The organism is Roseateles sp. (genome assembly GCF_039595595.1).
Classification (GTDB): Bacteria; Pseudomonadota; Gammaproteobacteria; order Burkholderiales; family Burkholderiaceae_C; genus Roseateles.
In genome coordinates, this window is record NZ_JBCNLG010000040.1 from 1 (window position 1) to 24,927 (window position 24,927).

Sequence of the window (24,927 nt, forward strand, 5' to 3'; positions counted from 1 at the left end):
TGCCAGTGCCATTTCTTGCCTTGCATGAATTACTCCCTGCCTGTTGTTTGTTGTGCCCGGCCCAGCGCGTCGAAGACGCGGCTCATGGTCCGCTTGAGCGTGCCTTGCGGGTCTTTGGCGGCTTCCGTGGTCCGGTTGCCGCTCTGGTCCAGCGTGTATTCGATGCGATTGCCTTGGCCATCGGCCACGGCGGTCAAGCGATGCGCGTCGTCGTACTCGTAGGTCACGATCACGCCATCGGGCTGTGTCGTCTTCTTGAGCAACCCAGTGGGCCAGTACTCGTAGCTGGTGGTTGAACCGCCGGTAGATACGTAGGTCAGGCGCTGGCGCGCGTCATAGCCATAGGTGGTCGAGACCAAGTTGGCGTCGACCACTTCTAGCGGCTTGCCGTAGGCGTTGTAGTGCGGGAACTGCGTCAGGTGGCCGGCGCTGTTCATCGAGGACTTGAGGTCGCCCTTGGTGTGGTCGGTCGTCGTGTCGGTGTAGTACTCGTTGGTCACGACCACCTTGCCGCGCGGGTCGGTCTCCGTGAGCACTTGGCCGGTGGCGTCATAGGTCCAGCTTGTCGAGCGGGCCGGTACGCCGGACTGCAGCGTCGCATTGAAGCCTTGCGCACCGCTCTCGTCGGTTGTCGCCTGCTCCACGCGCTTGCACAGCACCACGATGGGCTTGCCATCGGGCAGCAGCGCGCTGGCCGGCGCGCAGCTCGCCACCGCGTTGCCGTTGAACGGGTCTGGCTGGCCGTTGTAGACGAACGTCGTAATGCGGCGTGGTTCGGCGGTCCGGGTAGCCATGCGCCAGTCCGGATGCCACTGAGAACTCACCTTTCTAGCATCAGCCGGCAGCGTCGCTCCTGCAGGCAAGGACGCGGAGCAGGCCGCACCGGCGGCGAGGCCTTCGACCCGTGTCGATTCCAAATGGCGTCCCGCCACATACGCATGGCACGACTGCCGACCGTTGAAGTCCACTCGTCGAACCACGTTGCCTGCGGCGTCGTAGTCCATGCTCGATGTGGCAGCCTCGCACCCCGCACCCGCGGGTTGGCTACGCGACTTCAGCATCGCCGTGCCGCCAATGACCTCGCTGGTCATCGTCGACGTTCGGCCATCGGGTCCGGCCAGAGTGGCCGTCACGGCCTCGGGAGGCCGCAGTGTACGGACCGCGAGTCGATTGCTCTCCACCACTTCCTCGACAAAGGTCCAGGTCGGTGCCCGGTCCCACGCCGTCTGCCACTGCGGACCGACGGAGCCCGTCTGCGTGGAGATGGCCCGACCGTCGTCGTCATAGATATAGCGTCCGAGAACGACGTCATCCTCTCCGATCATTCGGGCCAGGAGACCATTCACATACTCGTATCGGCGGGAGTTGCCGTCCGGGTACATGACCGCGATCAGCTCCTGGCCGCCATAGCGGAACTCGTAACGGCGTCCGGCCGGATCGATCACCGCCTTGATGCGAGGGACCCAGGAATACGGCGTGAACCGCACATCGGGCTCGTACTCGAAGCTCAGTCGCCGACCGCTCTCGTCGGTGATCGACAGCAACACGCGGGTCCCAGTCAAGTCCTTGACGCGTTCCGACTGATTGAGGATCACATCGCCATACGTGTAGCTCAACGAGCGACCGTCGATGTAACCGATCTTCGTCAGCTCCGCGCTGACAGTGCCGGTGTGCAACTCGACCGCACCGGCCGTGGCGTCGAAGTAGAGCCAGCGATTCTGACCACTTGATGGGGCGGTCGGAATTCGATCCACTTCGAGAACACTGGCGGCAGCGGTGCCGCTCGCCACGAAGGTCTTCCAGATGCCATCGCCGCGTTGGAACTGGTATTGCTGATAGGCGCTACCCCAGCCATAGGCCTCCACGTTCACACCACGGTGCAGGTTGCTGAACCACGTCGATCCGAATGACCGCTGACCTCTCGCGTCAATGCCCACGTTGAGCCGTTGGCGCAGACCTGCATAGGTCGCTCGCAACGCGTGTTGTCGCCCCCAGGCGACGATATCAATGGTCTGATCTTTCGTGCCGTCCAACGGGCGGATCGGATTGCCCACACCGGGACAACTCTTCACCGAAGGCACCGACGTGCGCACCTTGATGCACGAGCTTGGCGTTCCGTCCAGCGAGCGAGTACCGAGTGAGTCGCCGCATGAGAGATAAATCTTGAACTTGCGGGAGTTTGGCGTGTAGTTTTCGATCAACCCATTGTCGTACTCGACTCTCAGACGGGTGGTGTAGCCGCAGGTGATCAATGGCCGATCCGGAATGGCAGAGTCAGGCAGATCCTTGCCACACGAGTCATATGAGACTTGGCGGTATTCCCAGGATCCGGAGTTTTCCTGGCGCCGCGGGAGATCGAACCAGGGTTGCGCGGTCGACGTCATTGTGCCGATGAGCTCACCGGGATCGCCAAAGCAACGATTGCCAATTCCACTTCCCTCCAGCGCAAGAGACATCTCATAACTGGTCTCTCGCACTGTCCAGCAGTCGGCAGCTTGCGCTGAACCCGCAACAAGAGCGAAAACAAGGGCACATCCCGTGTGCCGGAACAGCTTTCTCACTTCTCACTCCCTGCCTGTTGTTTGTTGTGCCCGGCCCAGTGCGTCGAAGACGCGGCTCATGGTTCGCTTGAGCGTGCCTTGCGGGTCTTTGGCTTGTTCCGCGGTCCGATTGCCGCTCTGGTCCAGCGTGTACTCGATGCGATTGCCTTGGCCGTCGGCCACGGCGGTCAAGCGATGCGCGTCGTCGTATTCATAAGTCACGATCGCGCCATCGGGATGTGTCGTCTTCTTGAGCAGCCCGGGGGGCCAGTACTCGTAGCTGGTGGTTGATCCCCCGGTGGACACCGAGGTCAGGCGCTGGCGAAGGTCATAGCCATAGGTGGTCGAGACCAAGTTGGCGTCGATGACCTCCAGCGGCTTGCCATAGGCGTTGTAGCGCGGGAACTGTGTCAGATGGCCGGCGCTATTCATCGAGGACTTGAGGTCGCCCTTGGTGTGGTCGGCGGTCGTGTCGGTGTAGTAGTCGTTGGTCACGACGACCTTGCCGCGCGGGTCGGTCTCGGCGAGCACCTGGCCCATCGCGTTGTACGTCCAGCTCGTCGCGCGAGCGGGCACCCCGCTTTGCGCCGTCGCGTCGAAGCCCTGCGCCCCGGTCTCATCGGTCGTCGCCTGCTCGACGCTCTTGCACAGCACAACGATGGGCTTGCCGTCCGGCAACAGCGCCGAGGCTGGCGCGCAGCTCGCGACTGCGCCGCCGTTGAACGGATCGGGCTGGCCATTGAAGACCAGCGTCGTGATGCGGCGCGGCTCCGCCGTCTTCGTCGCCACGCGCCAATCCGGGTGCCATTGCGTCGACACCTTGCGCGCGCCTGCCGGCAAGGCGCCCATCACGGCGCTGCAATCCGTCGCCAGCGTCAGGCCTTCCACGCGCGCCGTCTCCAGATTGCGCGCCATGTCGTAGCTCATGCAGCTGCGATTGCCATTGAAGTCATCGAGCCGCGTGACGTTCATGTGATCGTCGAGCACGCGCGAGGTCGTCGCCTGCGCGCTGCCCGCGCCCGGCGCCTGCGTCTTCGTGGTCCACATCGATGTGCCGAATAAGGTTGCCGACTGCAGCTCCTGCACCTGCCCGTTGGGCAGTTGGACCTTCAACCCCTTCGGCGGCTGCAGCACGTGATCCACCCAAGTCACGCCGCTCGCCGGGTCGTACGACTGTTTCGTCGACAGGCGAGGTGCTTCATCCCAGGACGCGATGTACTTGTCCAGTCCCAGCGCCCGCTCGGAAGAGATGGCCCGTCCTTGGCCGTCGTAGCCGTAGGTCCCGGCGCGAACGCCGCTCTCGTCGAGATAGCCCGTCAGCGCCCAGTTCAAGTCGCTGCGCTCGTACAGCATCTGCTGTGCCGAACCATCCGGCCACTCAACGCGCGAGATCTGTTCGTTGGCGCCGTAGCCGATCACCACGCGCCGGCCGCCCGGATCCACGATCGCGGAGGCCCGCGACCTCGACTCCGCCCCCATGCGCGTGTACTCGAAGGTCCAGCGGCGGCCGAAGTGGTCCGTCAGCGACAGCGGCAGCCCTTCATCAGGCGACGCTTCGGTCGGCGCATCCAGCGTCGTGCGCGCGACCGTCAGGCTCCGTCCGTCAAGCGCCGTGACCTTGATGAGCATGCCGCGCGCGTTGTATTCCTCGATCACCTGACTGGCTGCATCGCGGTAGGAGAAGCCCTGCGCGGTCTTCGTGAGCTGGTCGTTGATCTGCGCGCCGACCGGATTGAAGCCGGTACCGGACTGCAGGAAGCTCGTCCAGTCCCCGCTGCCGCGGGCCACGTTGACGAGCGTGATCCCCCCGCTGACGGACGTGTAGACCACCTTGTCGATGCTCGCCGTCCACATCGGCCCGAACGTCGGAGGATCCGATCGCAGATAGGCGGCTTGGCCCTCTCCATAGGGCAGCTTGCTCATCGAACTGAAGGTCAGCTTCAGTCCCGTCCATGGCTGCCAGCCGGCGGTGAGCGTCTGCACCTTCAGGCCCTGCTCCGGAAAGATCGGATTGCCGTAGCAGGTCTTGCACGGCGTGGCGATCACTCGATCACGGACCGCCTTGCAGTAGCCGCCGTCGGATGTCTTCACGTACACCTCGCCCTCCGGGCAGACGCATTGCCGGCTTTGCGGGTCGTAGTACTTGTCGCAGACCTTGGAGGCGCTCACGAACCCTTCGATCGTGACTTCGCTCGGCGCGTTCCACCCGCATTTATCGGTGTACTTGCCCTGAAACGTGCAACGCGCCATGGCGTTGCTCGAGCTCGTGCCCTGGACCTCACAAGGCTGCGTCACCGACCATTCGATCTTGCTGTTGCAAGCGGTCTCCGCCGAACACTGGCTGCCTCTGATCAGTGCCAGGTAGCTTGCGAAGTATTGCTCAGGACGCCCAGGCGCACCGTCCGAACGAGCGGTGTGGTAGACCGCGCCGGCGTAGGTCCATCCCCCACCTGATTCGGTGCAGGCAATGCCGCTGTACTCCGCCGCGCCCATCGTCCACTCCGACGGCATCAGCCGCTCGCTGGCCATCGCCGGACCGGCGGTCAGCACCGCCATGAGCCAGAGCATGGCCGCAGCCGCGCCTCTGGAAGAAACAAGAGATTGCACGGCCCGCAGGCACGCACGCATGGCAATTGATAGCGTCATCGCTCCTCACCCGATCTGCAAGAAAAACGGCAGCAGGGAGGCGCGGCTCATGAGCATGAGCCGATGCGCGAGGGTCCGGCGAGCGTCTGTCGCGCTCGATGCCGGGCCGCCTCTCTCCCTGATTGAATGTGGCCGCGATTCTGCCGGAGGAAGATGACGCGCAGGCGAGCTCCCCTGCCCTTTACAGGTCTCACCGCGCCCTCACAGGGCCAGGCCTTGCCTCCCGGCAAGGCCGCTGTCTCACGCCGCCTTCTTCGCCACCAGCGTCAGGATGTCGTAGCTCGCCACCAGCTCGCCGCGCTGGTTGGTCACCTGCACGTCCCACGCCACCACGCCTTGCGGCGGCTGATCCGGCCGATTGCCGCGGTCGATGCGCCGCTTGCAGGTCAGCCGCGCCTGGATGGTGTCGCCGATCGCCACCGGATTCACGAAGCGCAGCGTGTCCAGCCCGTAATTCGCCAGCACCGGCCCCGGCGCCGGCGACACGAACAGCCCCGCCGCCGCCGACAGCACGAAGTAGCCGTGCGCGATGCGTTGCCCGAACTGCGTGTCCTTCGCCGCCACCTCGTCGAAGTGCATGTAGAAGAAATCGCCGCTGATGCCGCCGAAGTTGACGATGTCCGCCTCCGACACCGTGCGCCGATGCGTCAGCAGCGAGTCCCCGACCTGAATCTCCTCGAAGTGCTTGCGGAACGGATGGATCGCGTCCTCCGTCACCTTGCCGCCGCGCACGTACTCGCCGGTGATCGCCGTCAGCATCGTCGGCGAGGCCTGCACCGCGCAGCGCTGCAGGTAGTGCTTCACGGCACGAATGCCCCCCAGCTCCTCGCCGCCACCCGCGCGCCCGGGACCGCCGTGCTTGAGCATCGGCAGCGGCGAGCCATGGCCCGTCGACTCACCGGCCGCGTCGCGGTCCAGCACGAGCAGCCGGCCGTGGAAGGCGGCCGCGTGGTACACGGCCTGCGCCGCCAGCGCCGGCGTCTTCGTGATCACCGAGCCCACCAGGCTGCCACGCCCCTTGGCCGCCAGCGCCAGCGCCTCGTCGAAGTCGCCGTAGGTCATCAGCGTCGACACCGGCCCGAAGGCCTCGACGCTGTGCACCGCCTCGTTGCGCATCGCGTCGCGGCACAGCAGCAGCGTCGGCGCGAAGAAGGCGCCATCGCCCACGCCCTCGCCCACCGGCGCGAAGCCATCGCGCTCGCCGAAGACGATCTCGTTACCCTGCGCGAGCTGCGCCAGGCGCTCGGCCACGTCGGCCTGCTGCGCCTTCGACGCCAGCGCGCCCATGCGCACGCCCTCGATGGACGGATCGCCGATCTTGATCTTCGCCAGCCGCTCGCGCAGCGCCGCGGCCACCGCATCGGCCTGCGCCGCCGGCACGATCGCGCGCCGGATCGCCGTGCACTTCTGACCCGCCTTGGCGCTCATCTCGCGCATCACCTCCTTCACGAAGAGGTCGAACTCCGGATCGCCCGGCTGCACATCCGGCGCCAGGATCGAGCAGTTCAGGCTGTCCGCCTCGGCGTTGAACGGCACCGAGCGGCGAATCAGGTTCGCGTTGACGCGCAGCTGCGCCGCCGTGTCCGCCGAGCCGGTGAAGGTCACCACATCGGTTTCCTCCAGCCGGTCCAGCAGATCGCCCGAACCCCCGATGACCAGCTGCAACGCGCCGGCCGGCAGCAGGCCGGACTCCTCGATCAGGCGCACGCAGGCCTCGGCGACGTAGCTCGTGGCGGTGGCCGGCTTGACGATGCAGGGCATGCCAGCCAGGAAGCTCGGCGCGAACTTCTCCAGCATCCCCCACATCGGGAAGTTGAACGCGTTGATGTGGACCGCGACGCCGCGCTTGGGCACCAGCACATGCGTGCCCATGAACTGGCCGACCTTGCCGAGCTGCTGGGCCGGGCCTTCATGAACGATGTTGCTGGACGGCAGCTCGCGCCGGCCCATCGACGCGTACGCGAAGAGCGTGCCGAAGCCGCCTTCGATGTCGATCCACGAATCCGGCCGCGTGGCGCCAGTGTGCGCGGAGATCGCGTACAGCGCTTCCTTGCGGTCCTGCAGGTAGGTGGCCAAGGCCTTGAGGATCGCCGCGCGCTGCTGGAAGTCCAGCGCGAGCAGCGACGGCAGCGCCTGCCGTCGCGCGAAGTGCAGGCTCTCGCCGAAGTCGATCTCCTCGGCATGGGTCTGCGCCACCAGCCGGCCGTTGATGGCGCTGTGCAGGCCGCGCGCGGCGGTCGAGCCGATCCAGCGACCGGCAATCAGGCTTTGGAGGACGGGGGTGGCGCTGAGGCTCATGGCTGATATTTCCAGGTTCCGTTTTCAATCTTGACCATGACGCGTGCGCGCTGGTCCAGGCCCAGGTGGTCATTCGGCGACATCGTGAACACGCCGTGCGCGGCCGGCAGTTCCTTCACGCCTTCGATCGCATCGCGCAGCGCCGCGCGGAACTGCGGCGTGCCGGGCTGCCCCTTCTTGATCGCGTTCGGAATCGCCGCCTGCAGCAGCAGGCCCGCGTCCCAGGCATGGCCGCCGAAGGTCGACACGCTGCCCTTGCCGTAGACCTTCTCGTACTCGGTCACGTAGGCCTTGGCGCTCTTCTTGGCCGGATGCTCGGCCGGCAACTGGTCCACGACCAGCACCGGGCCCGAGGGCAGGAAGGTGCCCTCCACGTCCTTGCCGCCCACGCGCAGGAAGTCGTTGTTGGCCACGCCGTGGGTCTGGTAGTACTTGCCCGCGTAGCCGCGCTCCTTGAGCGTCTTCTGCGGCAGCGCCGCCGGCGTGCCGCTGCCGCCCACCAGCACCGCGTCGGGCTTGGCCGCCATGATCTTCAGCACCTGGCCGGTCACCGAGGTGTCGGTGCGGTTGTAGCGCTCGTTGGCGACGATGCTCAGGCCCTTGCTCGCGGCGACCTTGTTGAACTCGCCGTACCAGCCCTCGCCATACGCATCGGCGAAGCCGATGTAGGCCACCGTCTTCACGCCCTGCGCCTGCATGTGGCTGGCGATGGCCAGCGCCATCATGATGTCGTTCTGCGGCGTCTTGAAGACCCACTTCTTCTTCGCATCCATCGGCTCGACGATGCGCGCCGACGCCGCCATCGAGATCATCGGCACCTGCGCCTCCGACACCGCATCGATCATCGCCAGCGAGTTCGGCGTGACCGTCGAACCCACCACCACATCGACCTTGTGCTCGGTGATCAGCTTGCGGGTGTTGGCCACCGCGGTGGTCGTGTCCGACGCGTCGTCCAGGATGATGTAGTTGACCTTCTGCCCGGCGATGGTCTTGGGCATCAACGCGAAAGTGTTCTTCTCCGGAATGCCCAACGAGGCCGCCGGCCCCGTCGCCGACACCGTCACGCCGACGTTGATGTCGGCCCGGGCGGCGCCGCCCACGGCCATCAGCGCGGCGCCGGCCACGGCCAGCAGGGTCTTCTCGATGCGTGTCATGTCGTCTCCTCGGAATGTCGTTGTTCAGGAACGCAAGGAATGGGAGGTACTGCTACTGCGACTGCAAGGGGGCGATGCTCCTCCGCGAAACCTTCATGAGACTTGCGGCGCGGGATCGCGCGGGGCCGGGTCGGCGGCTTCGGTCCGGACCGCGCCCAGGCCGCCGAAGAACAGGTCGGCCACCATCGGCGCGACCGCCTCGTAGGTCAGCGCGCCATCGGGGCGCAGCCAGGTGAAGGTCCAGTTGATCATGCCGAACAGCAGCATGGTCAGCGGCTTGTGCAACTGCGCGCCGCGCAGCTCCGGCCGCACCGCGGCCACCGCGTCGGCGAAGCGGCCCACCACCTGCCGCTCCACCTCGACCATGCGCTCGCGGTGCTCGTCGTCCAGGAACTTCAGGTCCTCGGTCAGGACGCGGTGCTCGTTCTGCGCCTCGCCGTAGGCCTGCACGAAGCGATGGATCAGCCCGCGCAGATGCTCCTGCGGGGCCAGGCCTTGCGCCGCCACCTCGTCGACCAGATCGACCAGGTGCTGCAGGTGGTTCTGGCAGATCTGCGCCAACAGCTCGTGCTTGTCGCGCACGTAGTGGTACAGCGTGGGCTTGCTGACCGAGCAGGCCTCGGCGACCTGGTTCATCGAGGTCGCCGGGTAGCCCTGGTTGGCGAACAGGCGTGCCGCCTGGGCGAGGATCTCCTCGCGGGTGGCATCGAATCCGGGAGCTCTACCTCGGGCCATGGGTCGTTCTAGTCCTTGTGCGTCAGCGTTCGTCGAACGAGATCACGACGCGCGGCGTCAGGGCATGGGCCTGACAGCTGAGGATGAATCCGGCCGCCACCTCGTGCTTCTCGAGGGCGAAATTCTTATCCATCCGGACCTCGCCCTCGATCAGCTTGCAGCGGCAGGTCGAGCACACGCCCGACTTGCATGAGAACGGCACGTCCATGCCGGCCCGCGCCGCGGCATCGAGCAGGCTGGGATCGCTCTTGCGGAACTCGATCTCGCGCGACACGCCATCGCGGATCACCACGACGCGCGCGGCCTCCGCGTCCTCGTCATGGATCTCGTGCGGCGCGGGACGGCCGGTCTGCATCTCGGGCGTGCCGAAGCGCTCGATGTGAATCCGGTCCTCGGGCACGCCGGCGGCGCGCAGCGCGGCCTCGGCCTGCTCGTTCATCTCGAACGGGCCGCAGACGAAGACCTGGTCGATGCCGGCCGCCGGCACCGGCCCGGCCAGGAACTCGCCCAGCTTGGCCCGGTCCAGCCGGCCCGCCATCAGCGGGGCGTCGACATGCTCGCGCGAGAACACGTGATGCAGCGTCAGCCGCGTCATGTAGCGGTTCTTCAGGTCCTCGAGCTCTTCCTTGAACATCGCCGAGGCCGGCCGGCGGTTGCCGTAGATCAGCGTGAAGCGGCTCATCGGCTCGCGCGCGAGCACCGTCTTCATGATCGACAGGATGGGCGTGATGCCCGAGCCCGCCGCGATGCCGACGTAGTGCCGCGCCGACGCCGGGTCGATGGGCACGTGGAACCGGCCCTGCGGCGGGAAGACCTGGACCTCGTCGCCGGCCTTCAAATGCTGGTGGACCCAGGTCGAGAAGGCGCCGCCATCGACCTGGCGCACGCCCACGCGCAGCTCGCCGTCGTCGACGCCGGCGCAGATCGAGTACGAGCGGCGCAGGTCCTGGCCGCCGACGTCGCCGCGCAGCGTCAGGTACTGGCCCTGCGTGAAGCGGAAGGTGTCGCGCAGCGCCTCCGGCACGTCGAAGCACAGCACGACGGCGTCGTCGGTGTCCTGGTGCTTGGCGCGCAGGCGCAGCGGGTGGAAGTGCAGGCTCATGGCAATGGCGGGTGAATCGTGAAGGGAGGGCGCGACCGGGCGGCGGCTCAGATCGGCTTGAAGTGTTCGAAGGGCTCGCGGCAGGCGAGGCAGCGGTACAGCGACTTGCAGGCGGTCGATCCGAAGGCGGACAGCTGCTCGGTGTGCGCGCTGCCGCAGCGCGGGCAGGCGATGGCCTCGCGGCGGCGGACGACGCGCACCGGCACCCCCTGCCCCGCGTCCACCGGCCCCGGCGGCGCAATGCCATAGCGGCGCAGCTTCTCGCGGCCCTCGTCGGTGATCCAGTCGGTGGTCCAGGCCGGCGCGCGGCGCATCGTGACGGTGATCTCGCCGAAGCGGGCCAGCGCCTCGCGCACGCTCTGCTCGATCGCCTCGGTCGCGGGACAGCCGGAGTAGGTCGGCGTCAGCACGACCTCCAGGCCATCGGCGGTCTCGCGCAGGTCGCGCACGATGCCGAGCTCCACCAGCGACACCGCCGGCACCTCGGGATCGAGGACCTGCGACAGCACCTCCCAGGCCGCGGACAGGCGCCCGCAGCCGAGGTCCGTGGGACCGGGCCCCGCGTCGGACGAGGCCGGACGCGGACCGGCTGGCGTCAGTGACGACAGCCAGGCCAGGTGCGAGGGCGTCGGGGCAGTGTTCATGGTGGTCCTCGAAGCGTGGGGGTCGCCGCGCTCACCACACCCCGCCGGGATAGGCGCGCTGCAACGACTGCATCGTCGACAGCAGATGGCCCATGTGCTCGCTGTGGACGCCGCGCACGCCGGCGTAGACGTGCGGCGTGTCCTTCGGGCGGGCCAGGCGCGCCTCGGCCAGCACCTCGTCCATCGCGGCGTCCCAGTCCGGCTTGAGCGAGGACCAGGCCGGGCCCAGGCCGCTCGCCTCGGCGGCGGCATCGACGGCGTCCGACGCGAACAGCTCGTTCACGTAGGGCCACAGCGCAGCCAGCGCCGCCGTCATGCGGCGGGTCGATTCCTCGCTGCCATCGCCCAGGCGCACGACCCACTCGGCGGCGTGCTGCTGGTGGTAGCGCACCTCCTTCACGGCCTTGGCGGCGATGGCGGCGACTTCCGCGTCGCTCGAGGCCTGCAGCCGCGTCCACAGCGGCAGCAGCCAGCAGGCAGCGATCAGGTTGCGCGCCTGCGTGAACGCGAAGTCGCCGCGCGGCAGCTCCATCAGCACCGGGTTCAGGTAGTGACGCTCCTCGCGCAGGTAGGCGAGCTGGTCCTCGTCGAGCGGCTGCTCGCCGAGCTGGCCGGCGCGGGTCAGCAGCGCGCGCGCCTGGCCCAGCAGGTCCAGCGCGATGTTGCCCAGCGCCAGGTCCTCTTCCAGCACCGGCGAGTGGCCGATCCATTCCGAGATCCGGTGCGACAGCACCAGGCAGGCATCGCCGAGGCGCAGCAGGTACTGGACCTCCGCGCGCTGGCCGGGTTGAACGGACATGCTCATTGCCGCGGCCTCACATGTGGTCGAGCTGCTCGGGCAGCTCATAGAAGGTCGGATGGCGGTAGACCTTGTCCTCCATCGGGTCGAAGTACATGGACTTCTCGCCCGGGTCCGAGGCGACGATCGCGGACGACGGCACGACCCAAATGCTCACGCCTTCCTGGCGGCGGGTGTAGACGTCGCGGGCCATCTGCAGGGCCATCTTCGCGTCGGGCGCATGCAGGCTGCCGCAGTGCTTGTGGTCCAGGCCCGCCTTGTTGCGGACGAAGACTTCCCACAGGGGCCATTCGTTGGCGCCGGTCGTTTGATTGATGCTCATGATGCGTGTGCTCGGAAGGTCGTGGCGGTGGAGGCCGATCGCGCGATCAGGCCGCCTGGGCGGCGGTGGCGCGCTTCTTTGCGTGGGCGAGCGCGGCGTCGCGCACCCAGGCGCCCTCCTCCCAGGCATTGACGCGGGTGGCCATGCGCTCGGTGTTGCAGGGGCCGTTGCCGCCGACCACGCGCCAGAACTCGGCCCAATCGATCGCGCCGAAGTCGTGGTGCTCGCGCTCGGCGTTCCACTTCAGCTCGGGGTCGGGCAGCGTCACGCCGAGGATCTCGGCCTGCGGCACGGTCGCATCGACGAACTTCTGACGCAGCTCGTCGTTGGTCAGGCGCTTGATGCCCCAGCGCATCGACTGCTCGGAGTTCGGCGAGTCCTTGTCCGCCGGGCCGAACATCATCAGCGACGGCCACCACCAGCGGTTCACCGCGTCCTGGACCATCGCCTTCTGCGCCGCGGTGCCCTCGCGCATCATGACCAGCAGGCTCTCGTAGCCCTGGCGCTGATGGAAGGATTCCTCGCGGCAGATGCGGATCATCGCGCGCGCATACGGGCCGTAGGAGCAGCGGCACAGCGGCACCTGGTTCATGATCGCCGCGCCGTCGACCAGCCAGCCGATCACGCCGATGTCGGCCCAGGTCAGCGTCGGGTAGTTGAAGATCGAGCTGTACTTGGCCTTGCCGGTGTGCAGCGCGTCCAGCATCTGGTCGCGGCTGGTGCCCAGCGTCTCAGCGGCCGAGTACAGGTAGAGCCCGTGTCCGCCCTCGTCCTGCACCTTGGCCAGCAGGATGGCCTTGCGCTTGAGCGTCGGGGCGCGCGTGATCCAGTTGCCCTCGGGCAGCATGCCGACGATCTCCGAGTGCGCGTGCTGGCTGATCTGCCGCACCAGCGTCTTGCGGTAGTGCTCCGGCATCCAGTCCTTGGCCTCGATGAAGTCGCCCGCGTCGATGCGGGCCTCGAAGGCCTCGTTGCGCTGCTGCTCCTCGGCGGTCTGCAGCTTGGCCGCCTGGTCCTGCGGACCGACGCTCATGGCTTGCGTGTACATGGGGACTCCTTACGAATGCTTCGGACGCTGGTCGACGACGCGGCGCGCCTTGCCCACCAAGGTCCGTTCGATCGAATCGGGCGCGCCGACCGTCACGCGGGTCGACACGCCGATCAGCGTCTTGATGCGGTGCTGCAGCGACCTGGCTGCCGCCTGCGCGTCGCCGCCCGCGGCGGAAAGCTCGCAGCGCACCTCGACCTCGTCGAGGTGGCCGTCGCGGCTGACGACGATCTGGTACTGGCCCGACAGGCCGGGCTCGGCGAGCACCAGTTCCTCGATCTGCGTCGGGAACAGGTTGACGCCGCGGATGATCAGCATGTCGTCGCTGCGGCCGACGATCTTGCCCATGCGGCGCATGCTGCGCGCCGTCGGCGGCAGCAGCCGCGTCAGGTCGCGCGTGCGGTAGCGGATCACCGGCAGCGCCTCCTTGCTCAGCGAGGTGAAGACGAGCTCGCCCTCCGAGCCCTCGGGCAGCACCTCGCCGGTCTCGGGGTCGATGATCTCGGGATAGAAGTGGTCCTCCCAGATCACCGGGCCGTCCTTGGTCTCGATGCACTCGGAGGCGACGCCGGGGCCCATCACCTCGGACAGGCCGTAGATGTCGACCGCGTCGATGCCGGCCTTGTGCTCGATCTCGCGGCGCATCGCCTCGGTCCAGGGCTCGGCGCCGAACACGCCGGTCTTGAGCGAGCTCGCGCGCGGGTCCAGGCCCTGGCGCACGAATTCCTCGACGATCACCTGCATGTAGCTCGGCGTGACCATGATCACGTCGGGCTTGAAGTCCTGGATCAGCTGAACCTGCTTCTCGGTCTGGCCGCCCGACATCGGGATCACGGTGCAGCCCAGCCGCTCGGCGCCGTAATGCGCGCCCAGGCCGCCGGTGAACAGGCCGTAGCCGTAGGCGACATGGACGATGTCGCCCGCGCGCGTGCCGGCGGCGCGCAGCGAGCGCGCGACCAGGTCGGCCCAGGTGTCGATGTCGCGCCGCGTGTAGCCCACCACCGTCGGCTTGCCGGTGGTGCCCGAGGACGCGTGCACCCGCACGACCTGCTCGCGCGGCACTGCGAAGAGGCCGAACGGGTAGTTGTCGCGCAGGTCCTTCTTCGTCGTGAACGGGAACAGGCGCAGGTCGGCCAGGTCCTTCAGGTCGCCGGGATGCACGCCCTTGGCGTCGAAGGCGGCCTTGTAGTGCGGGACGTTCTCGTAGGCATGCTGGAGCGTCCACTTCAGGCGCTGCAGCTGCAGCGCGCGCAGTTCGTCCTGGCTGGCGCGCTCGATGGGCTCGAGGTCCTCGGGCCGGAAGGTCTTCACCGTCATGGGTCTCGTCTCCTTGTCGCCGCGGGCTCGGGCCGGCTCAGCCGGGCAGCGGCAGGTCCGCCACCACGGGCCGGCCCTTCATGCGGTAGGACCGCCCGCGGAAGACCGCGATCAGCTCGTCGCGTTGATTGGTGATGCGGATGTCGTAGACGCCGGTGCGGCCGGCCAGCGAGGTCTCGCTGGCGCGCGCCGTCAGGACGTCCCCCAGCCGGGACGGCGCGACGAGGTCGATCGCGAAGCCCGAGGCCACCGTCATCTCGTTGTGCGAGTTGCAGGCGAAGGCGAAACAGGAATCGGCCAGCGTCGTCACGAAGCCGCCGTGGCAGATGTCGAAGCCGTTGAGCATGTCCTCGCGCACCGTCATCGACAGCGTCGCGGTGCCGGGACCGATCGCGTCGATGCGCAGGCCCAGGCCCTGCGACGCGCGGTCATTGGCGAACATCGTGTCGCGCACCGCCTCGGCGATGCGCTGTGGATCGAGGGCCTCGCGCATCAGCGGTCCTTGAACACCGGCGCGCGCTTGGACAGGAAGGCGGCCGCGCCCTCCAGGTAGTCATGCGCGTAGCCGAGCTGGCTCTGCAGCTTGGCTTCGAGCTTGAGCGCGTCCTCGAACTCCAGGTCCATCGAGGCATCGAGCGCCTGGCGCGTCTGCACCAGCGCGCGGGTCGGCATCTTCGCCAGCTTCTGCGCGGTGGCCATGGCCTCGCTCTGCAGGTCCGCGTCCGGGACGCAGCGGCCGATCAGGCCCCAGGCCTGCGCGTCGGCCGCGGGCAGCTTGTCGCCCAGCAGCGCCAGCTGCATCGCGCGGGCCCGGCCCACCAGCCGCGTCAGCAGCCAGGTGCCGCCGCAGTCCGGCACCAGGCCGATCTTGGAGAAGGCCTGGATGAACGAGGCCGACTGGCCCGCCAGCACCAGGTCGCAACCCAGCGCGAAGTTCGCGCCGGCGCCCGCGGCCACGCCGTTGACCGCGCAGACGGTGGGCACCGGCATGCTGCGCAGGCGCAGCGCCAGCGGGATGTAGTAGTGGTCGAGCAGGTTGCCGATGTCCTTGGCCTTGGGCTTGCGCTGCGGATCGACCTCGCCCGTCTGTTCGTCGAACTCGGGCTTGATGTGGGGGTCGGACAGGTCCTGGCCGGCGCAGAACGCGCGGCCGGCACCGGTGATGAGCACCGCCCGCACGCTGGCGTCGTGCGCGGCCTCGTCCAGCGCGATGCGCAGCTGGCCGAGCAGGCCGGTCGTGAACGCGTTCAGCGCCTGCGGCCGGTTCAGCGTCAGGACGCGGACGGCGCCTTCGCTGCCGATCAGCAGCGGCGCCTCTTCAGCGGAGGACGGGGTCGTGGGGGCGGTGCTCATGCGGGTTGTCTCCTCGGCCTGAGGGGGATTCAGCTTTTTCAGCTTTTTTTGATCGGCTTCTATTTACCGACCGGTCGGTAGATACTAAGGGCCCATCGTTTCCGGCACAAGTCCGGAAACTTGGGGTTACCCCTTATCCGGAGAAGAGGCCATGCCCAGCTACGCGATCGACGGCGTGTCGCCGGTCGTTCATCCGAGCGCTCACGTGCATCCGACGGCGGTGCTGATCGGCGACGTGATCGTCGGAGCGGACTGCTATGTGGGGCCGTGCGCCTCGCTGCGCGGAGACTTCGGCCGGATCCGGCTGATGGCCGGCGCGAACGTGCAGGACACCTGCGTGATCCACGGGTTCCCGGACTCCGAGACCGTGGTGGAGACCAACGGCCACATCGGCCACGGCGCGGTGTTGCATGGCTGCGTGGTGCGCCACGACGCGCTGGTGGGCATGAATGCGGTCGTCATGGATGAGGCGGAGGTCGGCGCGTACAGCATCGTCGCGGCCTGCGCCTTCGTGCGGGCGGGGCTGAAGCTGCCGGAGCGCTCGCTGATCGCCGGGCTGCCGGCCAAGGTGATGCGGCCGCTGACGGAAGACGAGATCCGCTGGAAGCGCGAAGGCACCGGCACTTATCAAGCGCTCGCCCGGCGATGCCACGCAAGCCTGGTCGAGGTGCAGCCCTTGAGCGAGGAAGAGCCGGACCGCCCTCGCCTGCAGGCTGGCGGCCCGAGGACGCTGGTGGCGGCCAAGCGCGACGGCGAGGCCTGAACGGGCCCTCGCGACAGGGTTCGCGCTCAGGCCAGTTCGGCCTTGCGGACCTGCACGCGGTCGATCAGCGACGTCACCAGTCCGGGCGACAGCCCGTTCACGCCCGCGCCTGAACAGGCCGCCGCGCCAGCGGCGACGGCCCAGCGCAGATGCTCCTCGGGATCCTGGGCCGGGCCGTTCATCAGGCTGTAGAGCAGGCCCGCCATGGCAGCGTCGCCCGCCCCGATCGTGTCGGCGACGGTCTCCAGCTCCGGCGGCGCGGCGCTGAGGTCGGCCTTCGGATGAAAGAGCTGCGCGCCGCGCTCGCCGAGCGTGAGCATCACGATCGCGCGCGGGTTCCAGGCCGAGATCTGCGCCAGGCCGAGGTGGTGATCGCGGCTGCGGAACAGCCCGCGCAGGTCCTCGTCCGAGACCTTGATCACGTCGGCCAGCCGGCACATGCGCTCGAGCGTGCGGTCGTAGCGCGAGTCCATCGTGATGCGGTAGTTCGGGTCGTAGCTCAGGCGCACGCCCTCGTCCTTGAGCGACTCGGCCAGCGCGATCAGCCGCGCGGCGAGGGGCTCGCGCGTCAGGCTGATGGAGCCGAAATGCGCCCAGCGCAGCGCCCGGCGCCAGCCGGCCGGCAGCGCGTGGGGGCGGAAATGCAGGTCGGCGCTGTCATCGCCGACGAAGGCGTACTCGGGCGGTTCGACGCGATGGACATAGGCCATCAACGGGGCCTTGGCGACCTGCTGGATGAAGCGCAGGTCCAGGCTGGCATCGACGCTGGCCTGCCAGATCGCCTGGCCGAACGGATCCTTGCTGAGTCCGCCGGCGAAGGCGCTGAGCTGCCCCAGGCGCGACATCGCGATGGCCACGTTCCACGGCGAGCCGCCGCTGCGGCTGTGCCAGGTCTCGGGGCCGACGCGGATCATGTCGGTGAGGGCTTCGCCGAAGGAGACGAAGCTGGCCAGGTCCGCATGGACCACGGTCGTGGGGGTCAAGCTCATGCCGCGATTCGAACGCCGCCCGGCCGGCGCTGCAAGTGACAAGTCCTACAGGGTGACGACCCGATGGCCCGTGTCCGATTCACGAGACACCCCGCCGCGCTTGACCATCCTCGAACGAGGCGATGCGGCCAGCGGCACAATCGCTCCCCATGACCGATGGTGTGATTCCGCTGCTCGACCTGCGCCAGGCCGGGCGGACGCCTCCCGTGCCGCATCCGTTGCCGCCGCCGCGCCCCGGCCCGTGGCTGGACGCGCGCGGCCGGCCCCTGCGCGACCTGCGCATCTCGGTCACCGACCGCTGCAACTTCCGCTGCAGCTATTGCATGCCCAAGGACGTCTTCGACAAGGACTACCCCTTCCTCCCCCACCGCGACCTGCTGTCGTTCGAGGAGATCGCGCGCCTCGCCCGCGTCTTCGCCGGACTGGGCGTCCAGAAGCTCCGGCTCACCGGCGGCGAACCGCTGCTGCGCCGCAACCTCGAGTCGCTGATCGCCCAGCTCGCCGAACTGCGCACGCCGCAGGGCCAGCCGCTGGATCTGACGCTGACGACCAACGGCTCGCTGCTCGCCCGCAAGGCGCTCGCGCTCAAGGACGCCGGCCTGCAGCGCGTCACCGTCAGCCTGGACGCGCTCGACGACGCCATCTTCCGCCGCATGAACGACGTCGACTTCCCGGTCGCCGAAGTGCTGCGCGGCATCGAGGCCGCCCAGGCCGCGGGCCTGGCGCCGATCAAGGTCAACATGGTCGTCAAGCGCGGCACCAACGACGACCAGATCGTCCCGATGGCGCGCCACTTCCGCGGCACCGGCGTCGTGCTGCGATTCATCGAGTACATGGACGTGGGCATGAGCAACGGCTGGCGCATGGACGAGGTGCTGCCCTCGGCCCAGGTGCTGGCGCGGCTGCGCGAGCACGCCGATCTGATCCCGCTCGCGCCCGGCGCCGATGGCGAGACCGCCACCCGTTGGGGCTACGCCGACGGCAGCGGCGAGATCGGCCTGATCTCCAGCGTCACGCAGGCCTTCTGCGGCGACTGCAACCGCGCGCGCCTGTCCACCGAGGGCCGGCTCTACACCTGCCTGTTCGCTGGCGACGGCCACGACCTGCGCGCGCTGCTGCGCGGCGATGCCGCGCACGGTCCACGCTCCGACGGCGAGATTGCCGCGGCGCTCGGCGCGCTCTGGACGCTGCGCGGCGATCGCTACTCCGAGCTGCGCGCCAGTCTGCCGGCCTCCGAATCCGGCCCGGCGCGCCGCGTCGAGATGCACTACATCGGCGGCTGATGCGCGCCACCGCGCTGATCCTCTGCGGCGGCCGCGCCACCCGCATGGGGGGCGTCGACAAGCCGCTCCAGCCCTTCCTCGGCCGGCCGCTCGTCGCGCACGTCATCGAGCGGCTCGCCCCGCAGACCGGCGGCCGGGTGCTGATCAGCGCCAACCGCCACCTGAGCGACTACCGGCGCCTGGGCTTTCCCGTCCTGCCAGACGCGCTGCCCGGCTTCCCCGGCCCGCTGGCGGGCATCCTCGCGGGGCTCTCGGCGCTCGCGGACGAGTCCGGCGGCCACGACGCCGATGACGCGTGGCTGCTCGCCGCGAGTGGCGACAGTCCCTGGCTCCCCATCGATCTGCTGGAAAGGCTCGCCGCCGGCCTGGCGCCCGGGCAGACGGCGGCGATGGCGCTGGGCCGCGAAGGCCCGGGCGAGCCGCTGCGCAGCCAGCCGCTCGCGAGCCTGATCCATGTCTCTCACCGCGAGGCGCTCGCGGCGGCCTTGCAATCGGGCGAACGCCGCGTCGAGGGCTGGCTGCGAACACTGCCGCTGGCGCGGGTCTCCTTCGACCGTCCGGAGGACGATCGCGCCTTCGCCAACATCAACGACAGGAGCGAGCTTGAGCGACTCGAACGCCTCCGATAGCGCCCCGGCGCCGCCGGCCATCACGCTGCGCCTGCTGACCGAGCGCGACCTCGACGCCTACAAGGCGCTGCGCGACGCGATGCTGGCGCGCCACGAGCAGGCCTTCACCTCCGACGCCGCCACCGAGCGCGCGCGCGAGGCGGTGAGCTACCGCGTCCGGCTGCATCCGCAGGCGGGCGGCAAGTCGCTGTTCACGCTCGGCGCCTGGCAGGGGCAGCGGCTCGTGGGCGCGCTCACCTGCGAGCATGAAAACCGCCAGAAGGTGCGCCACATCGCGCATCTCATCGGGATGATGGTCGACGACGAGTTCGGCGGCCGGGGCATCGGCCGTCACCTGCTGCAGCAGGCGCTGACGCTGCTGCGCCGCGAGCCGCTGCTCGAGACCGTGACGCTGAGCGTCACCGCGGGCAACCGCGCGGCGATCGCGCTCTACCGGCGGGCCGGCTTCACACGCTACGGCCATCTGCCGCGCGCGATCCGGCTGGCCGACGGCAGCTACCACGCCAAGGACCTGATGAGCCTGGACCTGCGGTCTGAGCCCTGAGCCCCCAGGAATCGCTCCACCGGACCCCTGGCCCCGCAGGGCCATGAGCCGCTCGCTAAACTGCCTGGATGAATGCGCCCCTCTCCGCGCCGGAGCCCTTCGCGGGCGCCGAGCCGGCCCGCTGGACCCATCGCTACGCGAGCCTCGGTCCCGACTTCTTCACCGAACTCCCCGGCACCGGACTGCCCGACCCGCACTGGGTCGCCACCAGCCCCGATTGCGCCGCCCTGCTCGGTTGGCCTCAGGACTGGTGGACCCGGCCCGGCCTGCTCGAGGCCTTCAGCGGCAACGCGCGCCTGCCCGGCATGAAGCCGCTCGCCACCGTCTACAGCGGCCACCAGTTCGGCGTCTGGGCCGGCCAGCTCGGCGACGGCCGCGCACTGCTGCTGGGCGGTGTCGACGGCCCCAACGGCCATTTCGAGCTGCAGCTCAAGGGCGCGGGCCTGACGCCCTACTCGCGCCGCGGCGACGGCCGCGCGGTGCTGCGCTCGTCGATCCGCGAGTTCCTCTGCTCCGAGGCGATGGCCGCGCTCGGCATCCCGACCACCCGCGCGCTGGCGATCACCGGCTCGACGGCGCTGAAGGTGCAGCGCGAGCGTGTCGAGACCGGTGCCGTCGTGACCCGCGTCGCGCCGAGCTTCCTGCGTTTCGGCCACTTCGAGCATTTCACGCACCACGGCATGGAAGCGCGCACGCGCGAGCTGTTCGACTTCTTCGTCCGTCACCACGCGCCGGAATGCGCCGCCGCGCCCAATCCCGTCACCGCCGCGCTGGCCAAGGTCGCCGCGCAGACGGCCGAACTGGTCGCGCAGTGGCAGGCCGTGGGCTTCATGCATGGCGTGATGAACACCGACAACATGTCGATGCTGGGCCTGACCATCGACTACGGGCCCTTCGGCTTCATGGACGGCTTCGATCCCGGCCACATCTGCAACCACTCGGACCACCAGGGCCGGTACGCCTTCGCGCGCCAGCCGCAGGTCGCGTTCTGGAACCTGCACGCGCTGGCGCAGGCCCTGCTGCCGCTGATGCCGGGCGTGGACAGCGACCCGGACGCCGCCGGCGACGAACTGATCGAATCGCTGGAGATCTACCGCGCGCGCTTCGGCAGCGCGCTGCTCGGCGCGATGCGCGCCAAGCTCGGCCTGAGCGCTGAAGTCGACGCGCGCGGCGAGGACGGCCCGCTGATCGATGACTGGCTGCGGCTGCTCGCCGCGCATCGGACCGACTACACGATCGCGCACCGGCGGCTGGCCGGCTTCGACCCGGCGCAGCCGGCCGATGCCGTGAGCCAGGCGCCGCTGCGCGACCTGTTCCTGGACCGCGCGGCCTTCGACGCCTGGGCCGCGCGTTATGCCGCGCGCTTGAAGATCGAGCCGGCGGACGCACTTGCCACCCGTGCCCGGCGGATGAACGCGGTCAATCCGGCGGTGGTGCTGCGCAACCACCTGGCCGAGACGGCGATCCAGCGGGCCGAAGCGGGCGACTTCACCGAGGTCCACCGCCTGCTGGAGGTGCTGCGCCGTCCGTTCGACGAGCCGGCGCAGGCCTCGGACGCCGGATTCCCGCCCGACTGGGCGCAAACGCTGGAGGTTTCCTGTTCATCATGAGCCGCTACGACAAGTTCATCCAAGACGCTTCCACCGTGGACCGCGACCGCGACGCCGACTATCCGGTGAAGAAGACCGATGCCGAATGGCGCGCCCAGCTCGATCCGACGCAGTACCAGGTCGCCCGCCACGCCGCCACCGAGCGCGCCTTCACCGGCAAGTACTGGGACCACTGGGAGCCCGGCCGCTACAACTGCGTGGGCTGCGGCACGCCGCTGTTCCAGGCCGACACCAAGTTCGACGCCGGCTGCGGCTGGCCCAGCTACTACGAGCCGATCAACGCCGAGGTGGTCGAGCGCGTCGTCGACTCGACGCACGGCATGGTCCGCGTCGAGGTGCGCTGCAACAAGTGCGGCACTCATCTGGGCCACGTCTTTCCCGATGGCCCGGAGCCGACGGGCGAGCGCTTCTGCATCAATTCCGCCGCGATAGACTTCGAGCCCCAGCGCTGAGCGCTGCCGTTCCCATTCCGAATGAAGCTCCTGCTCGATTTCCTGCCGCTGCTGCTGTTCTTCGTCACGTTCAAGTACGCCGATGGACAGCCCGACTGGGCGGCGGCCTTCGCCACCGAGCACCTGGGCTTCCTGGTCTCCGGCGGCAAGGTCGGCCCGACCGAGGCGCCAGTGCTGCTCGCCACCATCGTCGTCATGCTCGCGACCATCGCGCAGGTGCTCTATCTGAAGCTGCGCCGCCGCAAGGTCGACCTGATGCTGTGGATCAGCCTGGGCCTGGTCGTCACGCTGGGCGCCGCCACCGTCTACTTCCACAACGAGACCTTCATCAAGTGGAAGCCGACGATGCTCTATTGGGCCTTCTCGGCAGCCTTCCTGATCAGCCACGCCGTGATGGGCCGCAACCTGCTGCGCAAGATGCTCGGCGCCGAGTTGCCGCTGCCCGATCCGGTGTGGACGCGGCTGAACTGGGCCTGGGTGGCCTTCTTCGCGGCGATGGGTTTTGCGAATCTTTACGTCGCTTACTCGTTCAGCACCGAGGCCTGGGCCAACTTCAAGGCCTTCGGCTCGACCGGGCTGATCCTGCTGTTCACGCTGGGCCAGGGGCTCTACATGAGCCGGCATCTGCCGCAGGAAGTGGAGGCGCCGGCGGCCGAGGAGCGCAAGCCATGAGCGGCGGCGCGCTCCCTCTGGGCAAGGCTGATTCAGCGGTGACGGCGGCGACGCCGTCAGCCGAGATCGAGGCCCGGCTGCGCGCCGCGCTGGAGCCGGTGTCGCTCTCGCTGCGCGACGACAGCGCCCATCACGCGGGGCATGCCGGCGCGCGCGAAGGCGGCCACTATTACCTCGAAATCGTCAGCCCGCGCTTTGCCGGTTTACCCAGGGTGGCGCGGCATCGGCTCGTATATCATGCGCTCGCCGATCTGATGCAGAAGGGCATCCACGCACTGGCCATCGAGGCCCGCGCGCCCGACGAACAGCAGAAACCAGGTCCTCAGTAGCGCCGCCTGCCGGCGCTTTGTTTTGGAGCGTTCACGCTCATCCGGGAGTCGAAAGGCCCTTTACCCATCATGAAGAAGTTTGTGCTTGCCGCCACCGTGGCGGCCATCGGCGCCGTGTCCCTGCCGGCCATGGCCCAGAACATCGCGCTCGTGAACGGCAAGCCGGTGCCCAAGGCCCGCGCCGACGTGCTGATCAGCCAGATCACCAAGGCTGGCCAGCCGCGCACCCCCGAGATGGAAGCCAAGGTCAAGGACGAGGTCGTCCTGCGCGAGATCTTCCTGCAGGAAGCCGAGAAGCGCGGCCTGAACAAGACCGACGACTACAAGAACCAGATGGAGCTGGCGCGCCAGTCGCTGCTGATCCGCGAGCTGTTCTCCGACTACGCCAAGAAGAACCCGATCACCGAAGCCGACGCCAAGGTCGAGTACGAGAAGTTCAAGGCCCAGGCCTCGGGCACCGAGTACCACGCTCGTCACATCCTGGTCGAGAAGGAAGACGACGCCAAGGCGCTGATCAAGCAGCTCAACGGCGGCGCCAAGTTCGAGGACCTGGCGACGAAGAACTCGAAGGACACCGGCTCGGCGCAGAACGGCGGCGACCTGGGCTGGTCCGCGCCGGATGCCTACGTGCCCGAGTTCAGCGCCGCGATGGCCAAGCTCAAGCCGGGCGAGATGACCCAGGAGCCGGTGAAGTCGCAGTTCGGCTTCCACATCATCAAGCTGGAAGAATCGCGTCCGCAGCAGTTCCCGGCCTTCGACGACGTGAAGGGTCAGATCATCCAGCGCATGCAGCAGCAGAAGGTGGCGGAGTTCCAGGAGGAACTGCGCTCCAAGGCCAAGACGGATTACAAGTTCTCTGCGAACTGATCCGGTCCCGCCGACCCGCAGAGCCCGCGCCGCTGACCGCCGCGCGGGCTTTTCGCATCTGGTTGGCGCTCTTTTTTCCGGTCTCCGTACCCACTTGACTCCTTCATGACGGCTTCCCGACTTGCCCGCCGCCTGCTGCCCTCGCCCGAAGCCCTGGAACAGACCAAGGGTCTGAAGTGGCTGGGCCATTACCTGCGCGAGCGGCCGTGGCTGTGGGTGGCGCACCGGCGCCGTGTCGCGCTGGGCGCGGCGCTGGGTCTGGCGGTAGGCGTCATCCCGCTGCCCACGCAGATGCTGCTGGCGGCGGTGGTGGCGATCGTGTGCCGTGCCAACGTCGCGGCCGCGATTGCCGCGACCTGGCTGACGAATCCGCTGACGCTGGTGCCGATCTGGACGCTGGCGATTTTCCTGGGCCGCCAGGTGCTGGGCATTCACGGGCCGATCTCGGCGCCGAAGGAGCTGGCGCTGGACTGGGGCGATCCGGCGAGTTGGTGGCATGCGCTCAGCCAGTGGATTTCGGAGCTGGGCGCGCCCTTGCTGGCGGGCCTGCCGCTGGCCGGCGCGCTACTCGGCGCAATGTTGTATCTGATCGTCTACGTCGGCTGGTGGGCTGTCATCCGCTTCGAGCGCCGGCGGCGCCTGCGCGAACGCGCGCTGCGTCACGCGCGTCACTGAGCGCGCGGTACGAACTCCCTCGCCCCCACGGGTGTATGGACCGAGGACATAGGTAACAGGTGTGCCAGGACATGGGTAACACTTTTCCCGCCTAGTCAGCGGGAGGACGAAGTTGCCCTGGAGCCCAGTCACCGTGAAGGACCAACGAGAGGAATT

Annotated in this window: 24 protein-coding genes; 10 read left to right on the top strand and 14 right to left on the bottom strand. The window is 68.4% G+C overall.

Annotated features, from left to right (window positions below):
* Window positions 1–29: 29 nt before the first annotated feature.
* From ABDW61_RS24760 to ABDW61_RS24820, 13 genes are all read right to left on the bottom strand, one after another.
* Complete coding sequence (locus ABDW61_RS24760) at window positions 30–2,456, bottom strand: hypothetical protein (protein WP_343642610.1); 2,427 nt, start codon at window positions 2,454–2,456, stop codon at window positions 30–32.
* A gap of 108 nt (window positions 2,457–2,564) precedes the next feature.
* Complete coding sequence (locus ABDW61_RS24765; protein WP_343642611.1) at window positions 2,565–5,108, bottom strand: hypothetical protein; 2,544 nt, start codon at window positions 5,106–5,108, stop codon at window positions 2,565–2,567.
* Window positions 5,109–5,426: 318 nt separating this feature from the next.
* Window positions 5,427–7,484: a phenylacetic acid degradation bifunctional protein PaaZ gene (paaZ, locus tag ABDW61_RS24770; protein WP_343642613.1), complete on the bottom strand. Its 2,058-nt coding sequence runs from the start codon at window positions 7,482–7,484 to the stop codon at window positions 5,427–5,429.
* Entirely contained in the window at window positions 7,481–8,638 is a 1,158-nt protein-coding gene (locus tag ABDW61_RS24775; protein ID WP_343642615.1) for an ABC transporter substrate-binding protein, read from the bottom strand. Before ABDW61_RS24775 ends, paaZ begins: the two co-directional genes overlap by 4 nt.
* A 93-nt stretch (window positions 8,639–8,731) precedes the next feature.
* Window positions 8,732–9,373, bottom strand: coding sequence for a TetR/AcrR family transcriptional regulator (locus tag ABDW61_RS24780; protein WP_343642616.1), 642 nt, complete (start codon window positions 9,371–9,373; stop codon window positions 8,732–8,734).
* 22 nt (window positions 9,374–9,395) lie between these two features.
* Window positions 9,396–10,475 carry a 1,2-phenylacetyl-CoA epoxidase subunit PaaE gene (gene paaE, locus ABDW61_RS24785; protein WP_343642618.1) on the bottom strand — a complete coding sequence of 360 codons (1,080 nt, stop codon included), beginning with the start codon at window positions 10,473–10,475 and terminating at the stop codon, window positions 9,396–9,398.
* A gap of 47 nt (window positions 10,476–10,522) precedes the next feature.
* The gene (gene paaD, locus ABDW61_RS24790; protein ID WP_343642620.1) at window positions 10,523–11,119 is read right to left on the bottom strand and encodes a 1,2-phenylacetyl-CoA epoxidase subunit PaaD; all 597 of its coding nucleotides are present in this window, start codon (window positions 11,117–11,119) and stop codon (window positions 10,523–10,525) included.
* 31 nt (window positions 11,120–11,150) lie between these two features.
* Entirely contained in the window at window positions 11,151–11,918 is a 768-nt protein-coding gene (paaC, locus tag ABDW61_RS24795; protein ID WP_343642621.1) for a 1,2-phenylacetyl-CoA epoxidase subunit PaaC, read from the bottom strand.
* Between the two features lie 16 nt (window positions 11,919–11,934).
* On the bottom strand, window positions 11,935–12,240 hold the full coding sequence (gene paaB / locus ABDW61_RS24800) for a 1,2-phenylacetyl-CoA epoxidase subunit PaaB (protein ID WP_343642622.1): 306 nt from the start codon (window positions 12,238–12,240) through the stop codon (window positions 11,935–11,937).
* 46 nt (window positions 12,241–12,286) lie between these two features.
* A complete protein-coding gene (paaA, locus tag ABDW61_RS24805) occupies window positions 12,287–13,288 on the bottom strand; it encodes a 1,2-phenylacetyl-CoA epoxidase subunit PaaA (RefSeq protein ID WP_343642624.1) in 1,002 nt (333 codons plus the stop codon).
* 9 nt (window positions 13,289–13,297) lie between these two features.
* Window positions 13,298–14,605 (bottom strand): phenylacetate--CoA ligase PaaK, encoded by a 1,308-nt coding sequence (gene paaK / locus ABDW61_RS24810; RefSeq protein WP_343642626.1) that lies wholly within the window; start codon window positions 14,603–14,605, stop codon window positions 13,298–13,300.
* Between the two features lie 37 nt (window positions 14,606–14,642).
* Window positions 14,643–15,098, bottom strand: coding sequence for a hydroxyphenylacetyl-CoA thioesterase PaaI (gene paaI, locus ABDW61_RS24815; protein WP_343607366.1), 456 nt, complete (start codon window positions 15,096–15,098; stop codon window positions 14,643–14,645).
* On the bottom strand, window positions 15,098–15,958 hold the full coding sequence (locus ABDW61_RS24820; RefSeq protein WP_343642628.1) for an enoyl-CoA hydratase-related protein: 861 nt from the start codon (window positions 15,956–15,958) through the stop codon (window positions 15,098–15,100). The genes paaI and ABDW61_RS24820 overlap by 1 nt, the downstream gene beginning before the upstream one ends.
* 151 nt (window positions 15,959–16,109) lie before the next feature.
* Here ABDW61_RS24820 and ABDW61_RS24825 point away from each other — a divergent pair, with 151 nt between their 5' ends.
* Window positions 16,110–16,721 carry a phenylacetic acid degradation protein PaaY gene (locus ABDW61_RS24825; protein WP_343642630.1) on the top strand — a complete coding sequence of 204 codons (612 nt, stop codon included), beginning with the start codon at window positions 16,110–16,112 and terminating at the stop codon, window positions 16,719–16,721.
* A 26-nt stretch (window positions 16,722–16,747) separates the two neighbouring features.
* On the opposite strand, the gene ABDW61_RS24830 is transcribed toward ABDW61_RS24825, so the two are convergent.
* Window positions 16,748–17,710, bottom strand: coding sequence for a carbohydrate kinase (locus tag ABDW61_RS24830; RefSeq protein WP_343642632.1), 963 nt, complete (start codon window positions 17,708–17,710; stop codon window positions 16,748–16,750).
* Between the two features lie 149 nt (window positions 17,711–17,859).
* Here ABDW61_RS24830 and moaA point away from each other — a divergent pair, with 149 nt between their 5' ends.
* From moaA to ABDW61_RS24875, 9 genes are all read left to right on the top strand, one after another.
* Entirely contained in the window at window positions 17,860–18,993 is a 1,134-nt protein-coding gene (gene moaA, locus ABDW61_RS24835) for a GTP 3',8-cyclase MoaA (RefSeq protein WP_343642633.1), read from the top strand.
* Window positions 18,993–19,622: a molybdenum cofactor guanylyltransferase MobA gene (mobA, locus tag ABDW61_RS24840; protein WP_343642634.1), complete on the top strand. Its 630-nt coding sequence runs from the start codon at window positions 18,993–18,995 to the stop codon at window positions 19,620–19,622. Before moaA ends, mobA begins: the two co-directional genes overlap by 1 nt.
* On the top strand, window positions 19,597–20,166 hold the full coding sequence (locus tag ABDW61_RS24845; RefSeq protein ID WP_343642636.1) for an N-acetyltransferase: 570 nt from the start codon (window positions 19,597–19,599) through the stop codon (window positions 20,164–20,166). Before mobA ends, ABDW61_RS24845 begins: the two co-directional genes overlap by 26 nt.
* Window positions 20,167–20,234: 68 nt before the next feature.
* A complete protein-coding gene (locus ABDW61_RS24850) occupies window positions 20,235–21,776 on the top strand; it encodes a YdiU family protein (protein WP_343642638.1) in 1,542 nt (513 codons plus the stop codon).
* Window positions 21,773–22,228 (top strand): peptide-methionine (R)-S-oxide reductase MsrB, encoded by a 456-nt coding sequence (gene msrB, locus ABDW61_RS24855; RefSeq protein WP_343642640.1) that lies wholly within the window; start codon window positions 21,773–21,775, stop codon window positions 22,226–22,228. The genes ABDW61_RS24850 and msrB overlap by 4 nt, the downstream gene beginning before the upstream one ends.
* Before the next feature lie 21 nt (window positions 22,229–22,249).
* Entirely contained in the window at window positions 22,250–22,900 is a 651-nt protein-coding gene (locus ABDW61_RS24860; RefSeq protein ID WP_343642642.1) for a septation protein A, read from the top strand.
* Entirely contained in the window at window positions 22,897–23,229 is a 333-nt protein-coding gene (locus tag ABDW61_RS24865) for a BolA family protein (RefSeq protein ID WP_343642644.1), read from the top strand. Before ABDW61_RS24860 ends, ABDW61_RS24865 begins: the two co-directional genes overlap by 4 nt.
* A 69-nt stretch (window positions 23,230–23,298) precedes the next feature.
* A complete protein-coding gene (locus ABDW61_RS24870; protein ID WP_343642646.1) occupies window positions 23,299–24,096 on the top strand; it encodes a peptidylprolyl isomerase in 798 nt (265 codons plus the stop codon).
* Between the two features lie 105 nt (window positions 24,097–24,201).
* Complete coding sequence (locus ABDW61_RS24875; protein WP_343642648.1) at window positions 24,202–24,771, top strand: DUF2062 domain-containing protein; 570 nt, start codon at window positions 24,202–24,204, stop codon at window positions 24,769–24,771.
* The last annotated feature ends 156 nt before the right edge of the window (window positions 24,772–24,927 follow it).

Bases quoted from the DNA above. Each gene is read 5' to 3' on its own strand.
- paaB (WP_343642622.1), bottom strand. From the start codon at position 12,240: ATGAGCATCAATCAAACGACCGGCGCCAACGAATGGCCCCTGTGGGAA.
- paaC (WP_343642621.1), bottom strand. From the start codon at position 11,918: ATGTCCGTTCAACCCGGCCAGCGCGCGGAGGTCCAGTACCTGCTGCGC.
- paaD (WP_343642620.1), bottom strand. From the start codon at position 11,119: ATGAACACTGCCCCGACGCCCTCGCACCTGGCCTGGCTGTCGTCACTG.
- ABDW61_RS24850 (WP_343642638.1), top strand. From the start codon at position 20,235: ATGAATGCGCCCCTCTCCGCGCCGGAGCCCTTCGCGGGCGCCGAGCCG.
- moaA (WP_343642633.1), top strand. From the start codon at position 17,860: ATGACCGATGGTGTGATTCCGCTGCTCGACCTGCGCCAGGCCGGGCGG.
- ABDW61_RS24830 (WP_343642632.1), bottom strand. From the start codon at position 17,710: ATGAGCTTGACCCCCACGACCGTGGTCCATGCGGACCTGGCCAGCTTC.
- mobA (WP_343642634.1), top strand. From the start codon at position 18,993: ATGCGCGCCACCGCGCTGATCCTCTGCGGCGGCCGCGCCACCCGCATG.
- ABDW61_RS24775 (WP_343642615.1), bottom strand. From the start codon at position 8,638: ATGACACGCATCGAGAAGACCCTGCTGGCCGTGGCCGGCGCCGCGCTG.
- msrB (WP_343642640.1), top strand. From the start codon at position 21,773: ATGAGCCGCTACGACAAGTTCATCCAAGACGCTTCCACCGTGGACCGC.
- paaE (WP_343642618.1), bottom strand. From the start codon at position 10,475: ATGAGCCTGCACTTCCACCCGCTGCGCCTGCGCGCCAAGCACCAGGAC.
- ABDW61_RS24870 (WP_343642646.1), top strand. From the start codon at position 23,299: ATGAAGAAGTTTGTGCTTGCCGCCACCGTGGCGGCCATCGGCGCCGTG.
- ABDW61_RS24860 (WP_343642642.1), top strand. From the start codon at position 22,250: ATGAAGCTCCTGCTCGATTTCCTGCCGCTGCTGCTGTTCTTCGTCACG.
- paaZ (WP_343642613.1), bottom strand. From the start codon at position 7,484: ATGAGCCTCAGCGCCACCCCCGTCCTCCAAAGCCTGATTGCCGGTCGC.
- ABDW61_RS24780 (WP_343642616.1), bottom strand. From the start codon at position 9,373: ATGGCCCGAGGTAGAGCTCCCGGATTCGATGCCACCCGCGAGGAGATC.
- ABDW61_RS24765 (WP_343642611.1), bottom strand. From the start codon at position 5,108: ATGCTCTGGCTCATGGCGGTGCTGACCGCCGGTCCGGCGATGGCCAGC.
- ABDW61_RS24820 (WP_343642628.1), bottom strand. From the start codon at position 15,958: ATGAGCACCGCCCCCACGACCCCGTCCTCCGCTGAAGAGGCGCCGCTG.
- ABDW61_RS24760 (WP_343642610.1), bottom strand. From the start codon at position 2,456: ATGTCTCTTGCGCTGGAGGGAAGTGGAATTGGCAATCGTTGCTTTGGC.
- paaI (WP_343607366.1), bottom strand. From the start codon at position 15,098: ATGCGCGAGGCCCTCGATCCACAGCGCATCGCCGAGGCGGTGCGCGAC.
- ABDW61_RS24825 (WP_343642630.1), top strand. From the start codon at position 16,110: ATGCCCAGCTACGCGATCGACGGCGTGTCGCCGGTCGTTCATCCGAGC.
- ABDW61_RS24875 (WP_343642648.1), top strand. From the start codon at position 24,202: ATGACGGCTTCCCGACTTGCCCGCCGCCTGCTGCCCTCGCCCGAAGCC.
- paaK (WP_343642626.1), bottom strand. From the start codon at position 14,605: ATGACGGTGAAGACCTTCCGGCCCGAGGACCTCGAGCCCATCGAGCGC.
- ABDW61_RS24865 (WP_343642644.1), top strand. From the start codon at position 22,897: ATGAGCGGCGGCGCGCTCCCTCTGGGCAAGGCTGATTCAGCGGTGACG.
- paaA (WP_343642624.1), bottom strand. From the start codon at position 13,288: ATGTACACGCAAGCCATGAGCGTCGGTCCGCAGGACCAGGCGGCCAAG.